The organism is Acinetobacter sp. SFB, assembly GCF_001647545.1.
Lineage (GTDB): Bacteria > Pseudomonadota > Gammaproteobacteria > Pseudomonadales > Moraxellaceae > Acinetobacter.
In genome coordinates this window covers 70,744-93,274 of sequence record NZ_LSZH01000017.1, presented here as the reverse complement: position 1 = coordinate 93,274, position 22,531 = coordinate 70,744, and the positions used below count along the sequence as shown (strand labels likewise).

Here is a 22,531-nt window from a genome sequence, read left to right as displayed (position 1 = left end):
CTAAAAAGCACCGGATCCGGTGCTTTTTATATTATATCTCTATTAAGACTCCATGCCGTCTTTGCTTGTTCCAGTTTTCTTATTGCTTTGATTAAAGCGTTGTACTGGCCATGTCATCGTAAAACGCGCCCCACCCAGATTCGGACTTTTATCTACACCAATATTACCGCCAAACCAGTACGCAATACGACTCACAATAGACAGACCTAAACCATAGCCGCCAGAAGCACGGGTACGACTGTCATCTAGACGGGCAAAAGCTTCAAAAATGCGCTTGCGCTCTTCTTCGGGAATACCTGCCCCATCATCTTCAACTTGTACATAAGCCAGACCTTCGTCATTGATCCCACCGCTTACAATCACTTTATGATCACAATAGCGAACTGCATTCCCCACCAAATTCTGTACGACACGATGTAAATATCGACGCTCGGCATCGACCATAATATTAAGAGGGGGTGCTTTCAGCTCAATTTCTTTTTGTGTTTTCAAGGCTTCAGTTTCAACGACCACTTGATCCAAAACGTCACACAAGACAATTTTTTCAAAATCTAGCGATGGTGTACCTTGCTCGAGTTTTGCATAGGTCATGATTTCATCAATCAAGGTATTTAGCGCTTCAATATCTTTATCAATCTGCTCAACTTGCTGTAAACGGTATTCGTAGTCATCTTCGTCTGCCAACATTTCCATAGCAAAACGGATACGTGCCACAGGGGTACGCAGTTCATGTGAAACCGCACGCATCAATTCGCGTTGCGCTTCAATCAAACGCTGAATATGATCAGACATACTGTTGTAATTGGTCGCTAGACTTGCCATTTCATCGGTACCATCGACCGGTAAACGCAAGGTCATATCTCCGGACTTCATGCGATGCAAGGCATAATTCACTTCACGCAAACGACGCTGCATGGGTACAAGCAAGCCATATACCCCCAAACTCAGCACAAATAAGCTGAGCAAGGTAATTCCTGCTGCAAGCTGGAAAGGCATCCAGTTAAATAGCGGCACAGGACCGAGCACCAGCACCTCAGAAGGTGAATTTGGCATGGGTGAAACAATAGAGATCGTGGTGCCACGAACCGACGCACTGTCACGGTATAAAATAATACTGTGATCTAATCGAAGGCGCCCAATCTGTTCGGAATCGAGTGGCAGGTTTTGAACTTTTTCAATTTGAATGGGGTAGGAAAAATTCGATTGAATTTTTGCCAAATATTCTTTTTCTTGTCCCGGGTAATACACCAGATAATCGAGAATAAAAATGGGTAACGCTTTCATTTGGCGTTCCCCAATTTTATCCACTTTTATATAAAGCAAATGTTTTGGATCTTCTTTCAAGCCAATAATGACATAAGCAATCGAGTTTTGTGCATCATAACGAACGGCAGCTTTGCGATCATTAATGCGTCTTTGCTCGGTACGCGATAAATCGACTTTATTTGCATCTACATAATAGATGGGCAGTTCCAGCAAATCAGAAGCATCAGAAATCCAGTCTTTCTTCTGTTGCTCATTGGGCTGCCGGGCGATGCCCTCACTAATAATATAGGACACCCCGTCGGTTAAAGATTCACGATATTCTTGCGCACGCTGGTAATTAATAATCTGTACCAACAGGTAGCCAAATACTGCCACCAAGGCGACTAAAATGACTAACCCCGCATAAATACGCAAGAATATACTGTGTTTAAACAAGAGGATGTCCTATAAATATTAGGTACAACTATTAAAGACCGTTGGTTTCTTTAACGAACAAATAGCCTTTACTACGTACTGTTTTAATACGTTTCGGATTTTCCGGATCATCACCAATTTTTGGACGGATACGTGAAATACGCACGTCGATTGAACGGTCCTGACCATCGTATTCAATCCCACGCAGACGCTCAAAAATATCTTCACGAGATAAAATGCGCCCGGCATTTGAAGCCAACAACCACAACAGGTCATATTCAGCGCTGGTGAAGTCAACCAACTCGCCATTCAAAGTTACCGAACGACCACCGTTATCGATCACAAGGTCATCGAACTCGATACGTTGCGCAACTTCATCTTCAGGTACTTTATCGGTACGGCGCAATAATGCACGGATACGCGCCAAGAGAACGCGTGGCTGAACAGGTTTAGCAACATAGTCATCTGCACCCATTTCCAGACCCAAAACTTGGTCCATATCTTCGGTACGTGCAGTCAACATCAAAATCGGTTGATGATAATGTGGACGAACTTCACGACAAATGGTTAAACCATCGGCACCTGGCAACATCACATCCAGCACCACCAGGTCTGGTTGTTCAGCAATAATACGACGGATTGCACGATTACCGTCAGGCTCTACCCCAACTTCTAATCCATTACGAATCAGGTATTCTTGAGTCAAACGTGCAAGACGTTCATCGTCTTCAACAATTAAAATTTTAGGTAACTTTTCTTCTTGGCTCATAAAATGCCCCTTTATATGGATTAAGGTATCCTTAAAAATCCTGTGGATACGCTTCAATATACACAGCAATATACACACGTTTACATTGTAAACAAGATGGCATTCACCAAACTGATACATCAAAGTAGCTTTTTGTTATATTTTTATTAAACGTTGAATTAATTGATAATTTCAACTGTAATGCACGTTTTAGCTATCTTTCTGATATATATTGTTACAAAATGATGTATTTATATACATTTTGCCATTTTGTTCAGAATATGAGTAATTAATCGCACTCTTTTAACTTATCCACAAGGTTATCTATAAGCACTTAATTCGAGCTTTGTTATGCTAGACCCCTGTCTAATCAGGCTTATACAAGAAACATAAAAATAGAGATTTTTTTGCAATGAGATATTGCGAAGAAATAGAAAAATTTTTACTAAAATGTCAATATTGATCTAAGCTCATTTTTCCCGTATCTTGTGTTCAATTCGATTTTAAACCACTAGTTCTTGTGTTTATTCCTCAAACACTGAGATGAGATTTCGTCCAGTTCAAATGGTCCTCACACATAACAATAGATGACAATGGAGCTATGCCCACATGAGCGTAATCACTTCAATTCCTGGTCAACTTCAGGTGATTAAACGCACCGGTGATGTTGCTACTTTTGATGCAGAAAAAATTTCTGTTGCGATAGGTAAAGCTTTTCTGGCTGTAGAAGGTCAACAAAGCGCTGATTCAAGCCGTATTCATGACCGTATAGAACAACTTACTGAAATGGTAATGAATACTTTTAGCCGTCGTTTACCGTCAGGTGGCACGATTCACATTGAAGAAATTCAAGACCAAGTTGAACTTGCGCTTATGCGTACCGGTGAACAGAAAGTTGCACGTGCGTATGTCATCTACCGCGACCAACGTGCTGATGCGCGTAAACAACTCGGTGCACACCATCACCCGACTTTACAAGTAACTGCTGCAAATGGTCAGCTTCAACCGCTTGACTTGGCTGCGCTACAAGCACATGTGGAAAAAGCGGCTGAAGGTCTGGAAGGTATTGATGTTCAAGCGATCGTCGATGAAACCATCAAGAACTTATATAACGGCGTAAAAGAGTCAGACATCGCGACAACAATGATGATGGCAACCCGTACCCGTATCGAACAAGAACCTAACTATACGTATGTGACTGCACGTTTACTGCGTGACAACTTGGTTGCTACAGGTTTAGAGTTCTTGGGTCTATCTACCGAGACCAACGAAGGCGATGCTTTAGAAACTTTCTTGAAGAAAGGGATCGAGCTTGAACTTATCTCTCCGGAACTGCTTAACTTTGACCTTGCGAAACTGGCAGCAGCGATTCAACCAGAACGCTCAAACCAGTTCACATACTTAGGTCTACAAACATTATTTGACCGTTACTTCATTCACTCAAATGGCATCCGCTTTGAATTACCGCAATTGTTCTTCATGCGCGTTTCAATGGGTCTGTCGTTAAATGAAGAAAACCGTGAAGATCGTGCCATCGAGTTCTACAACTTGTTGTCTAGCTTCGACTACATGGCGTCAACACCTACCCTATTTAACTCTGGCACTTTACGTCCGCAGTTGTCTAGCTGTTACTTAACCACCATTGGTGATGACCTGTACAACATTTATGGCGCAATGCGTGATAACGCAATGTTGTCTAAATGGGCAGGTGGTTTAGGCAATGACTGGACACCAGTTCGTGCCTTGAACTCATACATCAAAGGCACAAACGGTAAATCACAAGGTGTTGTTCCGTTCCTTAAAGTGGCCAACGATACTGCAGTAGCTGTAAACCAAGGTGGTAAACGTAAAGGTGCAGTGTGTGCATACCTTGAAACTTGGCACCTGGACATCGAAGAATTCCTGGAACTGCGCAAAAATACCGGTGATGACCGTCGCCGTACACACGACATGAATACTGCAAACTGGGTTCCAGACTTGTTCATGCAACGTGTCTTTGAAGATGGCGACTGGACTTTGTTCACTCCGTCTGAAACGCCTGATCTGCATGATTTAATGGGTGCAAAATTCGCTGAACGTTATGCTTACTACGAAAGCATTGCCAAAGAAACAAACATGTTGCACAAAGTGATTCGTGCAAAAGATTTGTGGCGCAAAATGCTGTCTATGTTGTTTGAAACCGGTCATCCTTGGATCACATTCAAAGACGTATGTAACTTGCGTTCACCACAACAACACGTGGGCGTAGTACATTCATCTAACTTGTGTACAGAAATTACCTTGAACACCAGTGAAGATGAAATTGCGGTATGTAACCTGGGTTCAATCAACCTGGTTCAACACGTTCAAGGCGGTGTTTTAGATCGTGAAAAACTGGCGCGTACAGTAAAAACTGCTGTTCGTATGCTTGATAACGTAATCGACATCAACTACTACGCTGTACCACAAGCACGTACTTCAAACATGAAGCATCGTCCAGTGGGTATGGGCATCATGGGCTTCCAGGATGCTTTATATGAAATGAACCTGGCTTACGGTTCTGATGCGGCTGTTGATTTTGCCGATGAATCGATGGAAGTGATTTCTTACTACGCAATTACAACCTCAAGCGATTTGGCTGTTGAACGTGGTACGTACGAGACATTTAAAGGATCACTTTGGGATCAAGGGATCTTGCCAATCGACTCTTTAGACATCGTTGCGAAATCACGTCCAGAACGCATGTTCGAAGTGGATCGTACTACTCGTCTGGATTGGGATACTTTACGTAGCAAAGTTCAAAAAGACGGTATGCGTAACTCGAACGTGATGGCGATTGCTCCAACTGCAACCATCTCGAACATTTGTGGTGTTTCTCAGTCAATCGAACCAACGTTCCAGAACCTGTATGTGAAATCGAACCTTTCTGGTGAATTCACAGTGATCAACCCGTACCTGGTACGTGCGTTAAAAGATCGCGGCCTTTGGGATTCTGTGATGGTGAACGACCTTAAACACTTTGAAGGTTCTGTTCAGAAGATTTCGCGCATTCCTGAAGAGCTTAAAGCCATCTTCGCGACTGCGTTTGAAGTTGAGCCACGCTGGATTGTTGATGCTGCATCACGTCGTCAAAAATGGATCGATCAGGCACAGTCTCTTAACCTTTACATCTCTGGTGCAAATGGTAAGAAACTGGATATGACGTACAAAATGGCGTGGTTGCGTGGCCTTAAAACCACTTATTACCTTCGTGCATTGGGTGCGACTTCTACAGAGAAATCGACCATTAATACCGGTGCATTGAACGCAGTAAAATCAAATATGGGCCCAGCTGTTATCACCAGCGCACCCGTTGCGGTAGTGGAAGCTGCCAAGCAACCAGAAGCTGCGATTGTAGCTGAAGATGATTTTGCTCAAGCAGCGCCAGTGCCATTGGCATGTTCAATTGACAATCCAGATTGTGAAGCTTGTCAATAAGGCTTCATAACCTCCCCTAACCCCTCCTAAAAGGAGGGGGATTCCTCGAAGCAAATGACTGGATGTAAGTCCCCTTTTGCACATGAGGGATTTAGGGGATTCCAGAAATTAAAAAAGAATAAAGGAAAAGACCATGCTCCATATGACCCATAACTATATGTTAGGACTTATTGTTCTGGTGATTTCCTTTATTGTTTGTTTTTACGTACCTCTGACCTATGCATTCGTTAAGGTTCGAGCACAACAGCGTAAGCAAAATAAGTAGTGTGGGTATCTGCTCTATCGAACAAGTTTAGTGCTTTCATCGGCAAAACTTAATTTTGCTTACACGTAATAAGCGTATAGTAGACATCTTCGTTTGTGAGATGTCAGATAACAGATATAAGCATCGAAGAGAGAATTGATATGTCTATCCTAAGTTGGGACGATTTCGAAGATGATTCGCAAAAACCGGCTGCACCTGAACTCAAGTCTGCGCCCGTCGAGCCGCAAAAAGCGACTCATACACAAGTGGTATCTGATGCACAACCACCAGCGTCGGATTTGGGTGCTGCACAATCCGCTAGAACCAGTCAAGGTGGAACAAAACATTCAGCCGATTCGTTGGCAAGAGCATCTGCTGCCTTAGAAACACTTGATGTTGCGCCAGGCTTGGAAGAGCTTGAAATGGGCGCACAGCGCGTGCAAGTTGATGATAAAGCCATGATCAACTGTCGTGCTGACTTGAACCAGCTTGTTCCGTTCAAATACGAATGGGCTTGGCAGAAGTATCTTGACGGTTGTGCCAACCACTGGATGCCGCAAGAAGTAAACATGAACCATGACATCGCGCTTTGGAAGTCTGAAAATGGCTTAACCGAAGATGAACGTACGATTGTCATGCGCTCGCTCGGTTTCTTCTCGACTGCCGATTCATTGGTTGCAAACAACTTGGTATTGGCGATTTACCGTCACATTACCAACCCTGAATGCCGTCAGTACATCTTGCGTCAAGCATTTGAAGAAGCAATTCATACTCACGCTTACCAATACTGTATCGAATCTTTAGGTATGGATGAAGGCGAAGTCTTCAACATGTACCGTGAAGTACCGTCAGTCGCGCGTAAAGCAGCTTGGGGCTTGAAATATACTCAATCTTTATGTGATCCTACTTTCAAAACGGGTACACCTGAAAACGACCAAATCTTGCTTCGCAACTTGATCGCATTCTACTGTGTACTTGAAGGTATCTTCTTCTACTGTGGTTTCAGCCAAATTCTATCTATGGGTCGTCGTAACAAGATGAATGGTGTTGCCGAGCAATTCCAGTACATCCTGCGTGATGAATCTATGCACTTGAACTTTGGTATCGACATGATTAACCAAATCAAGAATGAAAACCCTGCTCTATGGACAGCTGAATTCCAAGAAGAAATCATTCAAATGATTCTGGAAGGGACAATGCTTGAAATTGAATACGCACGTGACACCATGCCACGCGGTGTATTGGGCATGAATGCTGCAATGATGGAAGAATACTTGAAGTTCATTGCAAACCGTCGTTTAGCACAACTTGGCTTGCCTGAACAATTCGCTGGTGTAAACAACCCATTCCAGTGGATGTCAGAAATGATGGACTTGCGTAAAGAGAAAAACTTCTTTGAAACTCGCGTAACAGACTACCAAACGGGTGGCGCGTTAAGCTGGTAATTTAAAGATTCGTCATACGACACAAGGTTTGTCAAAAACGACACATTGTTTGTCATAAGACGACGCATTGTTTGTCATAAAAAACTGTTTATATAATTTAAAAAATTATAGAACTTAAGGCTGATATTACTCATGTATATCAGCCTTTTTATTAAAAATAATATTAGGGGGTAATAATTAGATGAGATTAGATACATTAAGAATTAGTAATTTTCAATCATTTGGACAAGAACCAACTGAAATTACATTTGAAGATATTAGCTATTTAATAGGACCAAATGGTTCTGGAAAAACTTCTACCTTGCAGGCTATTTCCAGATTATTCGGTTTTGATCCAAACCTAAAAAGAATTCTAAAATCTGATTTTCATATTAGTTCAAGTGAGGAAACACCTCCTGATGAAAGAATACTTTGGATTGAAGCAAACTTCATATTTCCAGAATTACTAGATGAAGGCGAACATCCTACAATTCCTGAATTTTTTAATCAAATGCGATTAGATACGGGAGAAGAAACTCCTAGAATCCGCTATCGTCTAGAAGCTACTATGGGTATAAATGATGATATCGAAGAAAATCTTTACTATATTTTAGACGTTGATGAAAATAGTGAACCTATTACTAAAACATTAGTACCTCGTTCTGATCGAAATCAGATACAAGCTCACTATCTTCCCGCAAGACGTGATCCATCAAATCACATAGGCTTTGGTACAAATGCTTTACTAGGCAGATTATTACGCTCAATAAATTGGGATACTGAAAGAGAAAACATAAATTCATTATCTGAACAAATCAACTCCTGTATTACAGGTAACTCCTCCATCTCATCTCTTTGTACAAAGTTAGATGAAAGTTGGGGTTACTTACATACTGGGAAATTCTTTACAAAGCCTCAACTCTCATTCGGTAATTCAGAAGTTGAAGCTTTGTTGAAACACATGTCTATTTCATTTTCACCAGGTCACGGTGAGAAAAACGTTGACTATTCCAGATTAAGTGATGGTCAAAAATCAATGCTTTACCTCTCCTTAGTCCTATCTTCTATAACACTTAATCGAGATGTAATTTCTGGAGAAGAAACAGCATTCGATATAGACAAATTAAATCCACCGGTATTCAGTCTAATTCTAATAGAAGAACCTGAGAATAGTTTGTCTCCTCACTATTTAGGGAGAATAAGTAATGTACTTAAAAAATTATTAGGTAATGATACACAAGCCCTAATTGCAACACATGCCCCATCCATATTAAGACGCGTCGCTCCAGAGAAAATTAGATATTTACGTTTAAACTCAGAATCTCGTTCAACTAATATTAAAACTGTTACTCTGCCTAAAATAGCTGATGAAGCACACAAATTTGTTCGAGAAGCTGTTCAAGCTTTCCCAGAGATTTATTTTGCACGTTTAGTTGTATTAGGTGAAGGAGATAGTGAAGAAATAGTATTACCTAAACTATTTGAAGCACTAGAGCTACCTGTTGACGAATCAGCAATATGCATTACACCTCTAGGGGGAAGACATGTTAATCATTTTTGGCGCTTATTATCGACACTAGAAATACCGTATGTAACATTACTTGATTTAGATGTTGGACGGTATCAAGCTGGCTGGGGAAGGATTAAATATGTTAATGATAAATTAAAAGAATTCGAACCAGAAAAAATATTACCGACATCATGGACTATACCTAATTGGAAAGATGATACTTACCCCGTTCTCACATATCATTCTTACTGTTATGAGGGTGAAGAAATAAGCATCTTCCATGCACTTGAGGATAGAAATATATTTTTCTCAGCCCCTCTCGATTTAGATTTTTCAATGCTCTTAGCTTTCCCTGATGCTTACGAAGTAGAAAAAGAAACTCCTGATGAAAAAACAATTAATTCAGTTTTAGGGAAAAGTCATTTTGGTGCAAATCAATATTCAGTTGAAGAACTGGAACTATTTGATACTTACCACTCTCATTTTAAAGTCGGGAGTAAACCAGCTGCTCATATTGACGGATTATCAAATATCAGCGAAGAAGACCTGAAATCAAATATGCCTCAAGCTTATATCAATTTAGCACTTAAAGTGAAAGAGATATTGGAGAGCATTCCAGAATGATTAAACCTGAGTTATGGATTCCATCGAATAATTTAACTTTAGAACCGAATGCATTAATTGCAGCAAAGGAACAGCACCACTCACTTGCCTTAACAGCTGGACCGGGTGCTGGTAAAACAGAAATGTTAGCACAAAAAGCTGATTTTCTATTACGAACTGGAGTATGTCCTTATCCTAAAAGGATATTAGCAATTTCTTTTAAAAAAGATGCCAGTAGCAATTTAAAGGAAAGAGTCCAGCTTAGATGTGGTTCAAATCTAGCTCGACGCTTTGATAGTTTTACCTTTCATGCGTTTGCTAAACGAATAATTGATAAGTATCGAGTTTTATTGACTGGCTTAGACAAATTAGAACCCAATTACTCCGTTGGTACACAACGAATACATAAAAAGCAAATTGATTTTGACTCTCTTGTACCTTTTGCACTACAGATTATCAATAGTTCAAGTATTGTAAGAGAATCAATATTACAAACTTATTCAGATGTATTTTTAGATGAGTTTCAAGACTGTACTGATACGCAATATGAGCTTATTAAAGTCATGTTTTATGATTCAAATATTAAATTAATAGCTGTTGGAGATACTAAACAAAAAATTATGGGATGGGCTGGTGCCCTAGATGGTATATTTTTAAGATTCAGTGCTGATTTTAATGCACAGCCATTAAACATGTATCGCAACTTTCGTTCAAAACCAAAACTATTACGACTACAAAATGAAATTATTCGAAATTTAGATCCAAATTCTGTAATGGCAGAAGATTTACTTGTTGGTAATCAAGGTTCCATTCTTCACGAAAGTTTTAATAATAGTTCAGATGAAGCTGAGTACTTATCAAATTTAATCCAAACGTGGATTATAGAAGAACATATTCTGCCCTCAGACATTGCCATATTAGTATCAAAGCAAATAGAACATTATGCATGTGACTTGATGACTGCACTCAAAGCTAAAGACATCCCGTTTAGAAATGAGCAAAACATACAAGATATTTCAACCGAACCTGTTGCAAGTTTAATTATTGATTATTTACTGTGTTTATATGGACCCAGAAATCCAAAAGCATGGACCAAACTAAATAACTTATTATCCCCTTTCGAAATTAACGAACAAACACGTATTTCTATTCTTAGAAATTTTAATCAGTTTTTTAAAGAACAAAAGAATAAGTTTTTAGCAACCGACTATGAACCACCAATTAAATCTTGGATAGATGCTATTAGAGCTTTGTTGAAGCACTTGGGTTTATCAACTTTAGTAGCTCTTTCACCAGAATATGAATCTAAATCTTATTTAATAGATGTTATTCAGCGACTAAAAAAAATAATAAATGATTTTTTAAGCCAAGAAGCCGATTTATTAAAAGCTCTGAATTCTTTCGGACATGATGAAACAGTGAAGCTTTTAACTATTCATAAAAGTAAAGGACTCGAATTTCACTCAGTCATACTGCTTGGTATTGAAAATGAAACCTTTTGGGGAAAATTGGAAGAAGAAAGGTGTGCTTTTTTTGTTGGTATTTCTAGAGCTAAGGAAAGATTAATTCTTACTGAAAGTGCAGAACGTCGACTTGACTCACCTCCTTATAGATGGAAAACAAGTCGAAGTACTCATGATGAATTCTTCAATTATCGAGTTGGGTAATAAAATCCGTGATTTTTACATGTATTGCATTAAGCCAATCACAAAGTTCAATAACATCTAAACGTCTTTCCAAAATTTCAACTTTGGAAACATACGATTGTGGTTTATTCAAACGACGTGCAAGCTCAACCTGAGTCACATTTTTAGACTCACGAAGTTCTATAAGTTTCTTTATTAGGTCTTGATACCTAGGATCGTGTATTGAGCGCATGGCTCAATATCAGTTACAATTAAAAATATCCCAAAATAGGATATTCATTAATTTAACCCTATCTGTTTACTGAATTTTTTCTTTTGGATAATCATTGAACGATAGTCTAGGAATTCACTGTGAAGCAAAAATTTTCTGTAGCTAAAATCAACAGTATTGTTAAAAAGAATTTAGCAGGTGCAACTATCGAACAGATTTGCGAAGAGTACAAAATCAGTGTCGCAACTTTCTATCGCTGGAAAGCAAGCTATATAGATATTAATGAGCAAATTTTGATTCGCTTAGATAGATTGGAACAAGAGAATTTAGCTCTCAAACAAATGTATGCTGAAGAAAAACTTTCAAAGCGCCTAGAAATGTAACGGCATTTTGACTACCCCTTATATGCCTCATATCTCCCTTAGTGCATCATTTTATTCTTATCAAAATCTCGAATGTAAATTAGCTTAAATAGTTTACATTCTAAATATTTTAAATTACTTATTTTACCAAAGGGTTAGACTCTCCAAAAAGATTCAGAACTTTTGAATCACTCAAAAAATCCGATAATAGTCTAATTCCCTCTTTTCTAGTAAAACCTACTAAGCCTGCATCTTCCATTGCCAATAATAGATTAATTAAAGTTTTTACGTTTCTAGTGAAATCTTCAACTCTTTTATCCAGTATTGCAGATCGAGGTTCAATTAATGAAAAAACGTATGAATTCATTAATACAATTAGACTTTCACAGTGATAAAAGAATGGAATTTCGGTACAAATAATAAGTAAAGTTCGATAAATTGATCTAAAAATATTTAAAACATTTTCATTCTGAACAATACCAACTCGAAGAAAAATAATCTGTGCTGCCAAAGCATCTAATCCAGCTAAGCGCTCCAATTGCATTAATTTTTTTTTCGATAAACTTGAAACTAATTTCTTACTCTCATCATATTTATTATGCACATAAAGTAGGCGCTGAACTTTCCAAGATAATCTCCCTACCCTTTCCTGTAACAGCACATCTATTGGCATTGAATCTCTCATAGTTTGCCAAAGGATATGATTAATCATCATTGAGCTTCCAGGTACTATTGATTCTGCTTTCTCTATAAGCTTAGGATTAGGAACATTTAGGCCCTTTTTATAGTTTCGCCATTTTCTATCATTATCAATTATATAACCTTCATGCACTCTAATCTTATGAGGTTCAATTACTCTAGCTATTTCAGAAGGTACTGTTTTTCTCAAGCAATGCTCTATGTATGAATACCACAAGACTACTCGCTGGACATCTATATCATCCCTCTTATTTATTCTAGTTTTTTCCATATTCTTTTTTCCAAACAAAACCTACAGAAAATATATTTAATATATAAATCTCAAATACTTAAAAAAATATTTTCGGAAAAAGTTTAGTAATTTATTCAACTTGTATGCCCCTACACACAGGTATAAGCTTTTTTTTGTGACAGGTTACTACTAGGAACACAATGGAAACCCAATTCATAGTTGAGGCTGCAACAATAGAAAAAGAGCTTTTCGATCGTTATGGCCCCCTAATGGCCGATGATACTTTACGAATCGCTTTAGGTTATAAATCCTCCGAAGCATTCCGACAAGCATTAACACGTAAAACTGTTCCTATTCCTATTTTCACTTTCCCAAATCGTCGTGGAAAATATGCGTTAGTAAAAGATGTTGCTACATGGCTAGCAAATCAAAGAAACTTATCTTTAGATCCGAACCATAACCACTAAATTTTCATTCTTCAAAATTATTATGGAGTCATCATGAAAAACTAAACTAAAAATCAATAAAAAACGGACCCTTAAAGGATCCGTTGATGACTCTATATAAAGATACAGAGACGTCAGAAATCATAGTATCTTCCCTATAAAGTCACCAGTCAAGTAGCCGTTATTCAATTTGAATAGCGTTGAATCCTCTTATTCTCATTTCTTTATTAAGAATGAGAGAATGCTGGGAGATACAAATATGTCTTATAAGACTATATGTTCAAAAAGAGAAAACCAACAGAATATTCTTCAACAGATCAAAGATGCTTTTGAAACCACAGCTAATATAGCTTCTACTATCCATGGTCAACGTAAGATTTATCAAGGCTCTTTTGGCCGTCGAACTTCCCTATTTCCTAGTCAAAAGTGTTGTGGTGCTATACCACTAGAAAGCCGTCTTGAACTAGCTCATGCGATACGTTTAGAACAAGATCCCAACATCACAAATTATCGCTCACAAGCTTTAAAAATTTTAATTACCGATGAACAGTATTGTTACCCAGATTTTTTAGTTCAAACAAAAGAAAATCTTTACGAAGTTCATGAAATCAAACCATCCATAGCATCCTTATCAACTGATGATTTGAACCGATTTACAATACTTTCTGATCTACTGCACTCAATTAATATCACCTTTAAACTCATAGATCACATAGATTTACCAAGTGAACCAGAGATTTCTCAGCTACTTTACTCTAGAGCGATTGTCGGTACATATATCAATATGTATCCACCAAGCGCAGCAACGACATTAGCTGTTATTAAAGAGATGGTAACTCGGCCCACTCTTGGTCTACCTGGAGGAATACCAAGTATCATTATTCCCGATAATGGGGTTGAGTTTAAAAACAACTCATTGGCGAGGGTATGTGATCAGCTTAAAATTACCTTAACACCATCTCAGGTAGGTACGCCAAATAACAAGCCGCATATAGAACGTTTTTTTAACACCCTCACCCATGGAATTCTTCAGAAACTGCCAGGGACAGTTAAATCATTAGCAATAACGATGCTCAGAGAGCTTGGTGATCCTACTTATGAAAATGGATATGGTACTACTGAATACTTAACTAGCAGGCTTATTTATTTACTCGCACAGTGCGAAACCAAGCTTATATTCTTAGATGAATTCCACCATCTATTTGAGCGTAAACCCACGTCTACAAGGATGAATCGGACTACAGGAAATTGGCTTAAAACTCTAGTAAACAGAACTGGTATTAGTTTTTGTTTAGTGGGTTTACCTGAGTTTGTACCCCTGCTCCAAGTTGATAGCCAAATTGCACGCAGGTTCCCATTCATCTATCAGCTAAACCCTTTAACAGTTGATCCTTCAAACAATAGCAGGAGCATATTTCTGTTTCTCTCTGAAGTTGCAAGAATACTTAATAAGCAAAATATCACTTTCCTCCCTGCGCTAGATAGTCAACTTATTGGCATGCAAATTCAATTAGCTACGAAAGGCTTTCACTCATACGTAATGAGCCTTATTAGGGAAAGTATTGCGCATGCTTTAAACGATAACAGGCAAATCATTAATCCCAACGATTTCAGCTATGCCTGGAAGTTAGGCATAACGTCATACATCAGCAAACAAAATAAAAATCCATTCGAAATGAACTATTCGCAAATCATTTCATTAATGAAATAGGCAGAATTATGCAAAATTCCCTTTTAATGCAAGCAATGCCTTATGAAGACGAATCACCAATGAGCTTCTTGTTAAGAACGGCTGAACTCAATGCACATAGTTCTATTTTCAATTTAATAGGAAAAGAAAAATACAAATCTATCATCCGTCATTCTTTAAATTATCATATCACTGATATGACTCGCTTCATCTTAGTCTTAAAAGCATTAAATCTTGATAGTTCTTATAAATTTCTAGCTTTTGAAAGATCAAAGTCAACCTATAGATCTCCAATAATTATTGGAGCAATTGAAGTTCCTTATGAGTTAATAGAACTTGAATATTTACGTTACTGTCCTATCTGCCTTTCTGAAAAAGCTTATCTTAGAAAATTATGGACACTAAAACCAATACACGCATGTCCAATACATTCTTGTTTGTTAATTTACTCTTGTCCTCGGTGTAAACATTATCTTATCCCAAAATCAGGGGTTCGAAACTGTTCGAGCTGCGGTTTTAAATTAGATAAAGCACCGATACGGAAAGCAGAGTCAATGAAAAGTGTCTATTGGTTTATTAATATGCTTATTCATAGTTCAAAGGAGCTGTTTAGAGAGTTTGCATCATGTTGGAAAGCTTTTAATGATTTTTTAAAATCGGATAGATCCAACACAAATGAAAATATTTTTTCTAAAGTATATGAATATTTTTCTGACCCTGACATTTCAGCATCAAAATTAAGTGAAACTATTAATAGTAAAAGTGAGTATTCTCACCCTCGGATTCAATTATTACCTTTTCTAAAGCATGAACAACTGTTCACAAAACATATTGAGATCACTGAAAAAAATTCATCAGAGTACAAAATTACTCAAAAGAGTATTTCTAGAGAACTTAGAAATTATGAAATAAAACTGATCTTAAATGTTTCTCGCTTTGAGCTTGAGAAATTGATAGATAGTGACTATTTAAACCTTGGTGAGAAAGAACTCTATAAAGGATATATTGCTAGTATACTGGTTACGACAAAACCAATGATGAGTTGATTGCTAGTCTTGCGATATCTCACTTAGAAATGAGTGATCATATAATTGGACCCTTATGGTACTTGCAAAAGAATCTCCCTAAAAAGCAAATTGAAAATGTCCTAAACTTTTTTGTTTCTCGAATCAAAATAATAGATATCTCTAGTGATTCAGAAATTAAAAATGAAGCTAAAAATTTTGCCTACCACTTAATTTTAAGATTTTTAGAAAATTATGATATTTCAGCAGAAAAACTTTGGAATTGGCTTGAGCCATTCCACAATACCTTTGGATATAATGATGAATATATTAACCAACTAGCAGAATTTTTTAGAAAAAATCATGGTTTGAGACAGGCTATTCAAGCCCTTGTTTTATTCAAAAGACCCAGTGAAAAAAATATATGGCAAAAGGATTATTTACTTCATCATTGCTCTAAAGGTTTATCCGTCACATCAGAAGACATAATCTCATTACTTAAAAGATTATATGAAGAAGATCAAAATGATGATCGATGGAAAGAGCTTGTTCAATTAACGCATCACGATGGTGAAATTGGGAAAGATGTACGAGAAACAGCTCTACCATTTACTGTTAATAATCAAAATAATAGAAATTGGCTTGATCAAATTGCGATTAGAAAATTAGCAGATTGGGAAATTCAAGAACTAAAGCAAAAAAAACAAATAGAAGATAAAAGATCAGTTTCTCGATCTGAGCAAAGATCATTCTATATTCAAAATACTGAACGATTGCGCCAAGGTGAGTATGGTGTGATACTCAAACCTGCAAAAGTGTACCTACAGCAGTTTTCAGATATCAGTAAAGAAACACCTGCTCATCAGCGTATTTCTGATTGGATAGGAATTGATATATCAGAAGTATGTATGGAAGGTTTCGAAGCTTTTCTAATGCAAAATCCACCAAAAGTTACTGCACAGGATATTGCAAATATTTTACCTCAAGGAAAGTTTTACGAGGCTAGTCATATTTTAATTGTTGCTATAGCAGAACGTATTAGAAAAGAAAAAGGCTTAGCCGATCTCCCTAATGAAAGATTATTGGCTGGATATTACTCATTACTCTATATTCGTCACGATACACATGCTGGTATACCAAGTATTTTTGAAATTATTGAAAATGAAATTCAACAAAGAGGAATTTTTTTAGAAGCATTAAAAACTTTTTATGAACCACAGTTTCAAGCTAGATCTGAATATATAGATGGGTTATCACGTTTAATGAGAATGGCTGAAACCACTAATATTAGTGTTGAATTAGCCAAAAAATGGCTAAAAAACTATCCAGACATGCCTATAAACATTGAAACTGAACTTTTAGATTGTTTAATTCGAACAGGTCAATTTGATGCTATACGTGAGCTAATCCCAACTTATAAAATCATAACGAATGATGAACGACAATTAAATTGGGTAGCAATCAACCTTATCGTTGATTTCAACCAGACAGTAAAAAGGCTGGAATCTCACCCTATTGATGCAGATTTAATATGGAAGCTTAGAGATCGTCTTGATGGAAAATATAGAAAGAATAAATCACAGACTATATTAAATATTGATCTATTTTCATGGACTATTTCAACTTTTCGAAAGCTCTATCCTAATGTAGGTCATCCTACTGGTGTTTCAGGCGGTGATAGAAATGCATGGGATGCTTCTGAATTTATAATCAATATTATTCAACAATTAGCAAAAAATCATAGTGATCAAGCCTGTGATGTACTTCAGAAACTTAAAGACTCATCCCCTGATGATTACACTGATGTAATCAAAGCAATGCTATTTGAACAAAAACAAATGCGAGCTGAAAGCTTCTACTCTATTCCCACCCTTCAATCAATTAAAGCAATTACTAATGATCAACTTCCTCAAACAATTATTGATTTGCAAGTTTTTGTAATGGAAGAATTAAATATTGTTCAAGCAAAAGTTAAAAGTGATGACGCTGAATCTTGGCGTGGTTTTTTCAATGATCAAGGCAAGCCTTTTGATGAAGAGCGATGCAGAGATCATTTAATTGGTTTAGTTCGCCAAGGTGATAATACAATTACATATGAACCTGAAGCACATGTAGCAGATGATAAAGAAGTTGATATTACCTGTGCTGTAGGCAAACTTCGCCTACCAATCGAAATAAAAGGCCAGTGGCATCCTGCCCTTTGGACTGGAGCTGACAATCAACTTAATAAATTATACTCCTCTGATTGGAGAGCCGAAGGTAGAGGTATTTACCTAGTATTCTGGTTTGGTGATAGATCTGATAATAAAAAATTAAAAACACCAGGAAGAGGCAAACCTAAACCAACTACCCCCCAACAACTGCAAGAAATGTTGGTACTAAATAATCGATCAGCTCAGGAAGGTAAAATTAAAATAATGGTCATAGACTGCAATAGAACAATACTTTGAAAACACATTTTCAGAAATTGACACAGGTTGTGTCGTTTTATCAAAAAATTGACAGAGGTTGTGTCGCTGATTCTTGTCATCATGTATCGCAATGCTTTCTAAGTTATTGACTTTAAAAATCTCGAAATGACAAACCTTGTGTCGCGTGACGAGATTCAAAAATCCCGCTCCTGTAGCGGGATTTTTATTAGGAATAAAAACGTTGCTAATACAGTAGCTTAAAAACAAATAATAAGTTTAAGTTTCAATCATTTCTGCTATTATGAATCATGAATAACAACACCAAATTTATAACTTAATACCTATAAAATCACAGAGGTTACAATGAAAGGAAGTATTTTGGATTTTTCAATCCAGAACAACAGCGGCATCATCAGTGGCGATGACCAGAACCGTTATAATTTTATCGGTGCAGAATGGCGAGGACAACGTCCACCTACTCGTGGCGATCGAGTAGATTTTGATATTGATAATACAGGCAGTGCAATTCAAATCTTTACCGCATTAGGTCACAGCAACCCTGTACAAAATATTTCCAACCAATTAGACAAAATTTCAGATCAGAATAAAGCTGAAGAACAATTCAACATGATTGACTGGTTTGTAAAATGTTTAAAAAATTATGCGACTTTTACAGGGCGCGCTCGTCGTAAAGAATACTGGTTCTTTACCTTGGTTCAATTTATTATTTTAGTTGTTGCTCAAATCATTGATGCCATACTCGGTACTGAATTTGTCTTTTATGCAATTGCGGCATTGGCACTCTTTATTCCAAGCCTTGCAGCAGCTGTTCGACGCTTACATGATACAGGCCGTTCAGGTTGGTGGTTCTTAATTGCGCTTATTCCTCTAATTGGTACCATTTTATTAATTGTCTGGCTGGCAACAGAAACCAAGCAAGAAATGAATGAATGGGGTCAACCTGCCAAATAAAGCAGACAAAAAAAAGGGCGATAGCGCCCTTTTTTAATAATCACTTAACCATATTTGCGGGCAAATTCTTCATCTGAAGTACACAAATAAATAATAAACTCGATGAAGGCCACTAAAGCAGGAATGAAAGTCCAGCAGAAAATAAGATAAACAATTCCCCAGCCAATTTGTCCCAAATAAAATTTATGAATACCAAAACCACCGAGAAAAAAAGCTAAAATAGCAGCCACAATTCTATTTTTTTCTCCCACTTGGGTGGGAAATACAGACGGTGAACTCAACACATAAATGTCATTCGCCTGACCTGTTCCATCCACGCTGAAATCAACTTTTTGACTTCGGGCAGGTGGAATTTGTCCACGCCACTGCGCCCCCGAAAATTGATAACGGTTTTGATCATCCCCACTGATCACTCCCGAATTGGTCTGAATGGAAAAATCCAATATCTGCCCTTTCATACACGTCCTTACTATTCTTTATATTATCTTTTTAAATTATAGGTTTAATTGAATAAATTTAAAACAAATATCAACAGGTTCATAATTTTGATCCTATTCAATAGCAGCAGATCATCTTTACTGAACGACTTAATGAAATAGTCCCATTAATTAACTTGATGACAAAGCGTTGCAAACAAAAACCCGGACATTGCAATCCGAGTTTTTAATAAAGAGTTTAAGCTGAGGAGTGACAGATTTATCGCAATTCGATTTGATTGATCTTTTTCAAACTTTGTATGGCCGCAGAGAAATCCAGTGGACTCGCAGACTCTTTTTCAATTAACGCAAATTGTTCCTGAATCAGATGTATACTTGGAAGATTCAACGATTCCTCATGAATCAAATCAACTGCAATGCCAATATCTTTTTGCAACAAATCCAAAGCAAAGGTTTTATCAAAACTTCGACTGAGTACCAGCTGCGCCATAATATTTTCAGACATGCTGCTTTTGCCACTGGAATGATTAATACAGTTCAAAGCAGCTGATAAATCTACACCTTTGGATTTCAATCATTTTTACTATAATGAATAACAACACCAAATTTATAACTTAATACCTATAAAATCACAGAGGTTAAAATGAAAGAAAGTATTTTGGATTTTTTAATCCAGAACAACACCTAAGGCGACATATAAGTTTGCTTAAGGCGATAGCCCGATGCAGAGGTTTAGAAATAACTTGTATCGTTACGGGTTGCTTAAATTTTAATGGGATCTACAAACGAACGTATCATGTTGAATCGCTCCTACATAAAGACTTTGCCATCCACCTCAGGTGATAACCAACCCCGTCAATTGGGTAGATTTTAAAGTCAAAAGGTAGTCCATTTATATAACTCCAAATTTTTTATTAAGGAGTGAATGAGGTCTGAATTAGAAATTTAACTGCATGGTTAGACCGGCCACCCAAGCATTATCCACTTCAGAAATACCGCCTGGCTGATAAATATATTGAAGGTTAGGACGGAACATTACCGCTGGAGACCATCGGTAGGTATAGTTTAATTCAATATTGACTTCATCATCCTGAATAAAATATGGCTTTGGTTGACCAACGTCCAACATGACTGAGTTGTTATAACGCTGATAATCTGCCACTCGACTATTTACATCAAAATGGGCAATACCCAAACCAATTGAATCTTGTGGACGACTGTCAATGAGTCCTTTATACCAAAAGGCAAGTTGTTGCGTAGATTCTACAGTTGAAGTGCTTTTGTCGTTAAACACAAGGTGAGCAGTTGCAAATAAACCTTTGTTAGCATTGCCATCGGGTGCAGTTAATTGTTGCTGACCACTCAACCAAAAGCTGTATTTATCATCGTGAGATTTAAAGCTATCGCCTTTTACAGCAGTCTGATTATTGGCATTGGTTTTAACATCATCCATATCGACATCAGCATAATAGGCACCAATTTTATATTCCCCACCCTTACCATCAAACTTCGGTGTCCAGACCAATTGCAGCGGAATGATTGCACCTTCTGTTTCATCCATGGTTAAGTTAAAACCACGATTTTCCAGCATGTTTTCAGGGTTAATTTCATAAATCCCGGTTGCAATTGACCATTCAGGAGCAAATTGATATTTAACATTGGCAGCCCAGCCAGATACAGGGAAATTATACCAAATTGAACCATTGGTTTTACCAATTTGGTTACCACATAAAATCAGGTTCTGAAATTCACATTGCCCGCCATCAAAGTCTTCATTCAAACCCATACGACCGACTTTGACTTGTACAGTATTATCTTTAAATCCTTTTTTAATCCAGGCGGAAGAAATACGCCAACTTTGTCCACGGCCATAATTTTCCTGTACATTACTGAAATGTTTGTAGCCCGGCATCGAAATTCGTTCACCTGACAATTCCTGACCGTCACGTTTACTAATCATGATATTGGCTTCTGTATCTTTCCAGCCTTTAATCTTTTCTAAATCGAAATGTGTTCCTAAATTTAAATTATAAGAATGTAAAGTCTTATTGTCGTCGTTATAGCCACCCGCTAAATTGGATGCACTTTCTGTCGTAATTGTCGTTGTAAACTTATAACCCTTTTCTTCTAGTTCTTGTCTGTTGCCATTCCAGTCACCAAATAACCATTGTCGATCTTGAGACCAAGGCTCATTTGCAAATGAACTTTGGCACATGAGTACAGCACTACAGATGATTGTCAGCCGTAGAGAATAAGAGAGATGCATGGACTAATCCTGAAATAAAGACGTTTTAAGTCTTAAATTAAAAGTACGAAAAATATTTGAGGCTTTATATATTACAAGAAATTTTAAAATTAAATATTAAAAAATGATAATTAATTCGTTTTTTCTTATATAAATACCCTATAATATGCTTACTTTATCTCCTTGTGATAAAATTATCACATAAGCTTGTGGTTCTAGTATTGACTTTGATTGGTCATTATTGAATGTCTCAAAATATTTAAACTTATGATTTTTAAATAAAAAAGGTTTTATAGTACTAAAGCCTTTGAATCAATAATGCCCGATTGAAATGTTTTAACGTTTAGTGGAAATAGCCGAATTCAGCAAAATAGAGGTTTTCCTGTCTTTTGCGCCAACGTAATTCAATTTCTCAATAAGCTCCTGTTGAATCAAAATAAATAACCTGTTGATATTAATAAATTTATTAAATTTGGAATAATTCAAATCCTCAGGTTATAGCGATCAGCAG

17 protein-coding genes and 1 pseudogene are annotated in these 22,531 nt (G+C 37.2%); 11 read left to right on the top strand and 7 right to left on the bottom strand.

Annotated features, from left to right (window positions below; genetic code table 11):
• Positions 1-42 precede the first annotated feature (42 nt).
• Together bfmS and bfmR are read right to left on the bottom strand one after the other, a co-directional pair.
• Positions 43-1,701: a sensor histidine kinase BfmS gene (gene bfmS, locus AY606_RS14620; protein ID WP_067870231.1), complete on the bottom strand. Its 1,659-nt coding sequence runs from the start codon at positions 1,699-1,701 to the stop codon at positions 43-45.
• A gap of 31 nt (positions 1,702-1,732) precedes the next feature.
• Positions 1,733-2,449 (bottom strand): response regulator transcription factor BfmR, encoded by a 717-nt coding sequence (gene bfmR, locus AY606_RS14615; RefSeq protein ID WP_067870229.1) that lies wholly within the window; start codon positions 2,447-2,449, stop codon positions 1,733-1,735.
• 588 nt (positions 2,450-3,037) lie between these two features.
• Between bfmR and AY606_RS14610 the strand changes: the two genes are divergently transcribed.
• From AY606_RS14610 to AY606_RS14595, 5 genes are all read left to right on the top strand, one after another.
• Positions 3,038-5,884: a ribonucleoside-diphosphate reductase subunit alpha gene (locus tag AY606_RS14610; RefSeq protein WP_067870227.1), complete on the top strand. Its 2,847-nt coding sequence runs from the start codon at positions 3,038-3,040 to the stop codon at positions 5,882-5,884.
• Positions 5,885-6,017: 133 nt separating this feature from the next.
• Positions 6,018-6,149: a preprotein translocase subunit YajC gene (locus tag AY606_RS16715; RefSeq protein ID WP_228259993.1), complete on the top strand. Its 132-nt coding sequence runs from the start codon at positions 6,018-6,020 to the stop codon at positions 6,147-6,149.
• A 140-nt stretch (positions 6,150-6,289) separates the two neighbouring features.
• Positions 6,290-7,573, top strand: coding sequence for a ribonucleotide-diphosphate reductase subunit beta (locus AY606_RS14605; protein WP_067870225.1), 1,284 nt, complete (start codon positions 6,290-6,292; stop codon positions 7,571-7,573).
• Positions 7,574-7,754: 181 nt separating this feature from the next.
• On the top strand, positions 7,755-9,686 hold the full coding sequence (locus AY606_RS14600) for an ATP-dependent nuclease (protein ID WP_067870223.1): 1,932 nt from the start codon (positions 7,755-7,757) through the stop codon (positions 9,684-9,686).
• Positions 9,683-11,332 (top strand): UvrD-helicase domain-containing protein, encoded by a 1,650-nt coding sequence (locus AY606_RS14595; RefSeq protein WP_067870221.1) that lies wholly within the window; start codon positions 9,683-9,685, stop codon positions 11,330-11,332. The genes AY606_RS14600 and AY606_RS14595 overlap by 4 nt, the downstream gene beginning before the upstream one ends.
• On the opposite strand, the gene AY606_RS14590 is transcribed toward AY606_RS14595, so the two are convergent.
• Positions 11,313-11,543, bottom strand: a complete 231-nt coding sequence (locus AY606_RS14590; protein ID WP_067870219.1) for a helix-turn-helix domain-containing protein — start codon at positions 11,541-11,543, stop codon at positions 11,313-11,315. The genes AY606_RS14595 and AY606_RS14590 overlap by 20 nt on opposite strands.
• Before the next feature lie 119 nt (positions 11,544-11,662).
• On the opposite strand from AY606_RS14590, the gene AY606_RS14585 reads away from it, so the two are divergent.
• Positions 11,663-11,905: a transposase gene (locus AY606_RS14585; RefSeq protein ID WP_067870217.1), complete on the top strand. Its 243-nt coding sequence runs from the start codon at positions 11,663-11,665 to the stop codon at positions 11,903-11,905.
• A 118-nt stretch (positions 11,906-12,023) separates the two neighbouring features.
• On the opposite strand, the gene AY606_RS14580 is transcribed toward AY606_RS14585, so the two are convergent.
• Positions 12,024-12,854 (bottom strand): hypothetical protein, encoded by an 831-nt coding sequence (locus tag AY606_RS14580; protein ID WP_067870215.1) that lies wholly within the window; start codon positions 12,852-12,854, stop codon positions 12,024-12,026.
• Positions 12,855-13,015: 161 nt separating this feature from the next.
• Between AY606_RS14580 and AY606_RS14575 the strand changes: the two genes are divergently transcribed.
• The 5 genes from AY606_RS14575 to AY606_RS14550 all read left to right on the top strand — a co-directional run bounded on the left by AY606_RS14575 (position 13,016) and on the right by AY606_RS14550 (position 19,338).
• The gene (locus tag AY606_RS14575) at positions 13,016-13,282 is read left to right on the top strand and encodes a hypothetical protein (protein ID WP_067870213.1); all 267 of its coding nucleotides are present in this window, start codon (positions 13,016-13,018) and stop codon (positions 13,280-13,282) included.
• Positions 13,283-13,520: 238 nt separating this feature from the next.
• The gene (locus AY606_RS16710; RefSeq protein ID WP_081408425.1) at positions 13,521-14,972 is read left to right on the top strand and encodes a TnsB C-terminal domain-containing protein; all 1,452 of its coding nucleotides are present in this window, start codon (positions 13,521-13,523) and stop codon (positions 14,970-14,972) included.
• Between the two features lie 8 nt (positions 14,973-14,980).
• A complete protein-coding gene (locus AY606_RS16225) occupies positions 14,981-15,997 on the top strand; it encodes a TniQ family protein (RefSeq protein ID WP_155858230.1) in 1,017 nt (338 codons plus the stop codon).
• A gap of 62 nt (positions 15,998-16,059) precedes the next feature.
• Positions 16,060-18,405 (top strand): DUF8371 domain-containing protein, encoded by a 2,346-nt coding sequence (locus AY606_RS15975; RefSeq protein WP_249409264.1) that lies wholly within the window; start codon positions 16,060-16,062, stop codon positions 18,403-18,405.
• A 324-nt stretch (positions 18,406-18,729) separates the two neighbouring features.
• Complete coding sequence (locus AY606_RS14550; protein WP_067870211.1) at positions 18,730-19,338, top strand: DUF805 domain-containing protein; 609 nt, start codon at positions 18,730-18,732, stop codon at positions 19,336-19,338.
• Positions 19,339-19,382: 44 nt separating this feature from the next.
• Here the strand turns inward: AY606_RS14550 and AY606_RS15970 are convergent, their stop codons facing one another.
• The 3 genes and pseudogenes from AY606_RS15970 to AY606_RS14535 form a co-directional block, all read right to left on the bottom strand.
• Positions 19,383-19,796 (bottom strand): TM2 domain-containing protein, encoded by a 414-nt coding sequence (locus tag AY606_RS15970; protein ID WP_081408422.1) that lies wholly within the window; start codon positions 19,794-19,796, stop codon positions 19,383-19,385.
• A gap of 238 nt (positions 19,797-20,034) precedes the next feature.
• Positions 20,035-20,349, bottom strand: a pseudogene (locus AY606_RS14540) (NAD-binding protein); the annotation flags it as partial.
• 363 nt (positions 20,350-20,712) lie between these two features.
• Positions 20,713-22,041, bottom strand: coding sequence for a carbohydrate porin (locus AY606_RS14535; RefSeq protein ID WP_067870209.1), 1,329 nt, complete (start codon positions 22,039-22,041; stop codon positions 20,713-20,715).
• Positions 22,042-22,531 lie beyond the last annotated feature (490 nt).

Excerpts from the sequence above, each read along its gene's own strand:
- AY606_RS14575 (WP_067870213.1), top strand. The coding sequence starts at position 13,016 with ATGGAAACCCAATTCATAGTTGAGGCTGCAACAATAGAAAAAGAGCTT.
- AY606_RS16710 (WP_081408425.1), top strand. The coding sequence starts at position 13,521 with ATGTCTTATAAGACTATATGTTCAAAAAGAGAAAACCAACAGAATATT.
- AY606_RS14550 (WP_067870211.1), top strand. The coding sequence starts at position 18,730 with ATGAAAGGAAGTATTTTGGATTTTTCAATCCAGAACAACAGCGGCATC.
- AY606_RS15970 (WP_081408422.1), bottom strand. The coding sequence starts at position 19,796 with ATGAAAGGGCAGATATTGGATTTTTCCATTCAGACCAATTCGGGAGTG.
- AY606_RS14600 (WP_067870223.1), top strand. The coding sequence starts at position 7,755 with ATGAGATTAGATACATTAAGAATTAGTAATTTTCAATCATTTGGACAA.
- AY606_RS14595 (WP_067870221.1), top strand. The coding sequence starts at position 9,683 with ATGATTAAACCTGAGTTATGGATTCCATCGAATAATTTAACTTTAGAA.
- AY606_RS14580 (WP_067870215.1), bottom strand. The coding sequence starts at position 12,854 with ATGGAAAAAACTAGAATAAATAAGAGGGATGATATAGATGTCCAGCGA.
- bfmR (WP_067870229.1), bottom strand. The coding sequence starts at position 2,449 with ATGAGCCAAGAAGAAAAGTTACCTAAAATTTTAATTGTTGAAGACGAT.
- AY606_RS14590 (WP_067870219.1), bottom strand. The coding sequence starts at position 11,543 with ATGCGCTCAATACACGATCCTAGGTATCAAGACCTAATAAAGAAACTT.
- AY606_RS16225 (WP_155858230.1), top strand. The coding sequence starts at position 14,981 with ATGCAAAATTCCCTTTTAATGCAAGCAATGCCTTATGAAGACGAATCA.
- AY606_RS14610 (WP_067870227.1), top strand. The coding sequence starts at position 3,038 with ATGAGCGTAATCACTTCAATTCCTGGTCAACTTCAGGTGATTAAACGC.
- AY606_RS14605 (WP_067870225.1), top strand. The coding sequence starts at position 6,290 with ATGTCTATCCTAAGTTGGGACGATTTCGAAGATGATTCGCAAAAACCG.
- AY606_RS14535 (WP_067870209.1), bottom strand. The coding sequence starts at position 22,041 with ATGCATCTCTCTTATTCTCTACGGCTGACAATCATCTGTAGTGCTGTA.
- AY606_RS16715 (WP_228259993.1), top strand. The coding sequence starts at position 6,018 with ATGCTCCATATGACCCATAACTATATGTTAGGACTTATTGTTCTGGTG.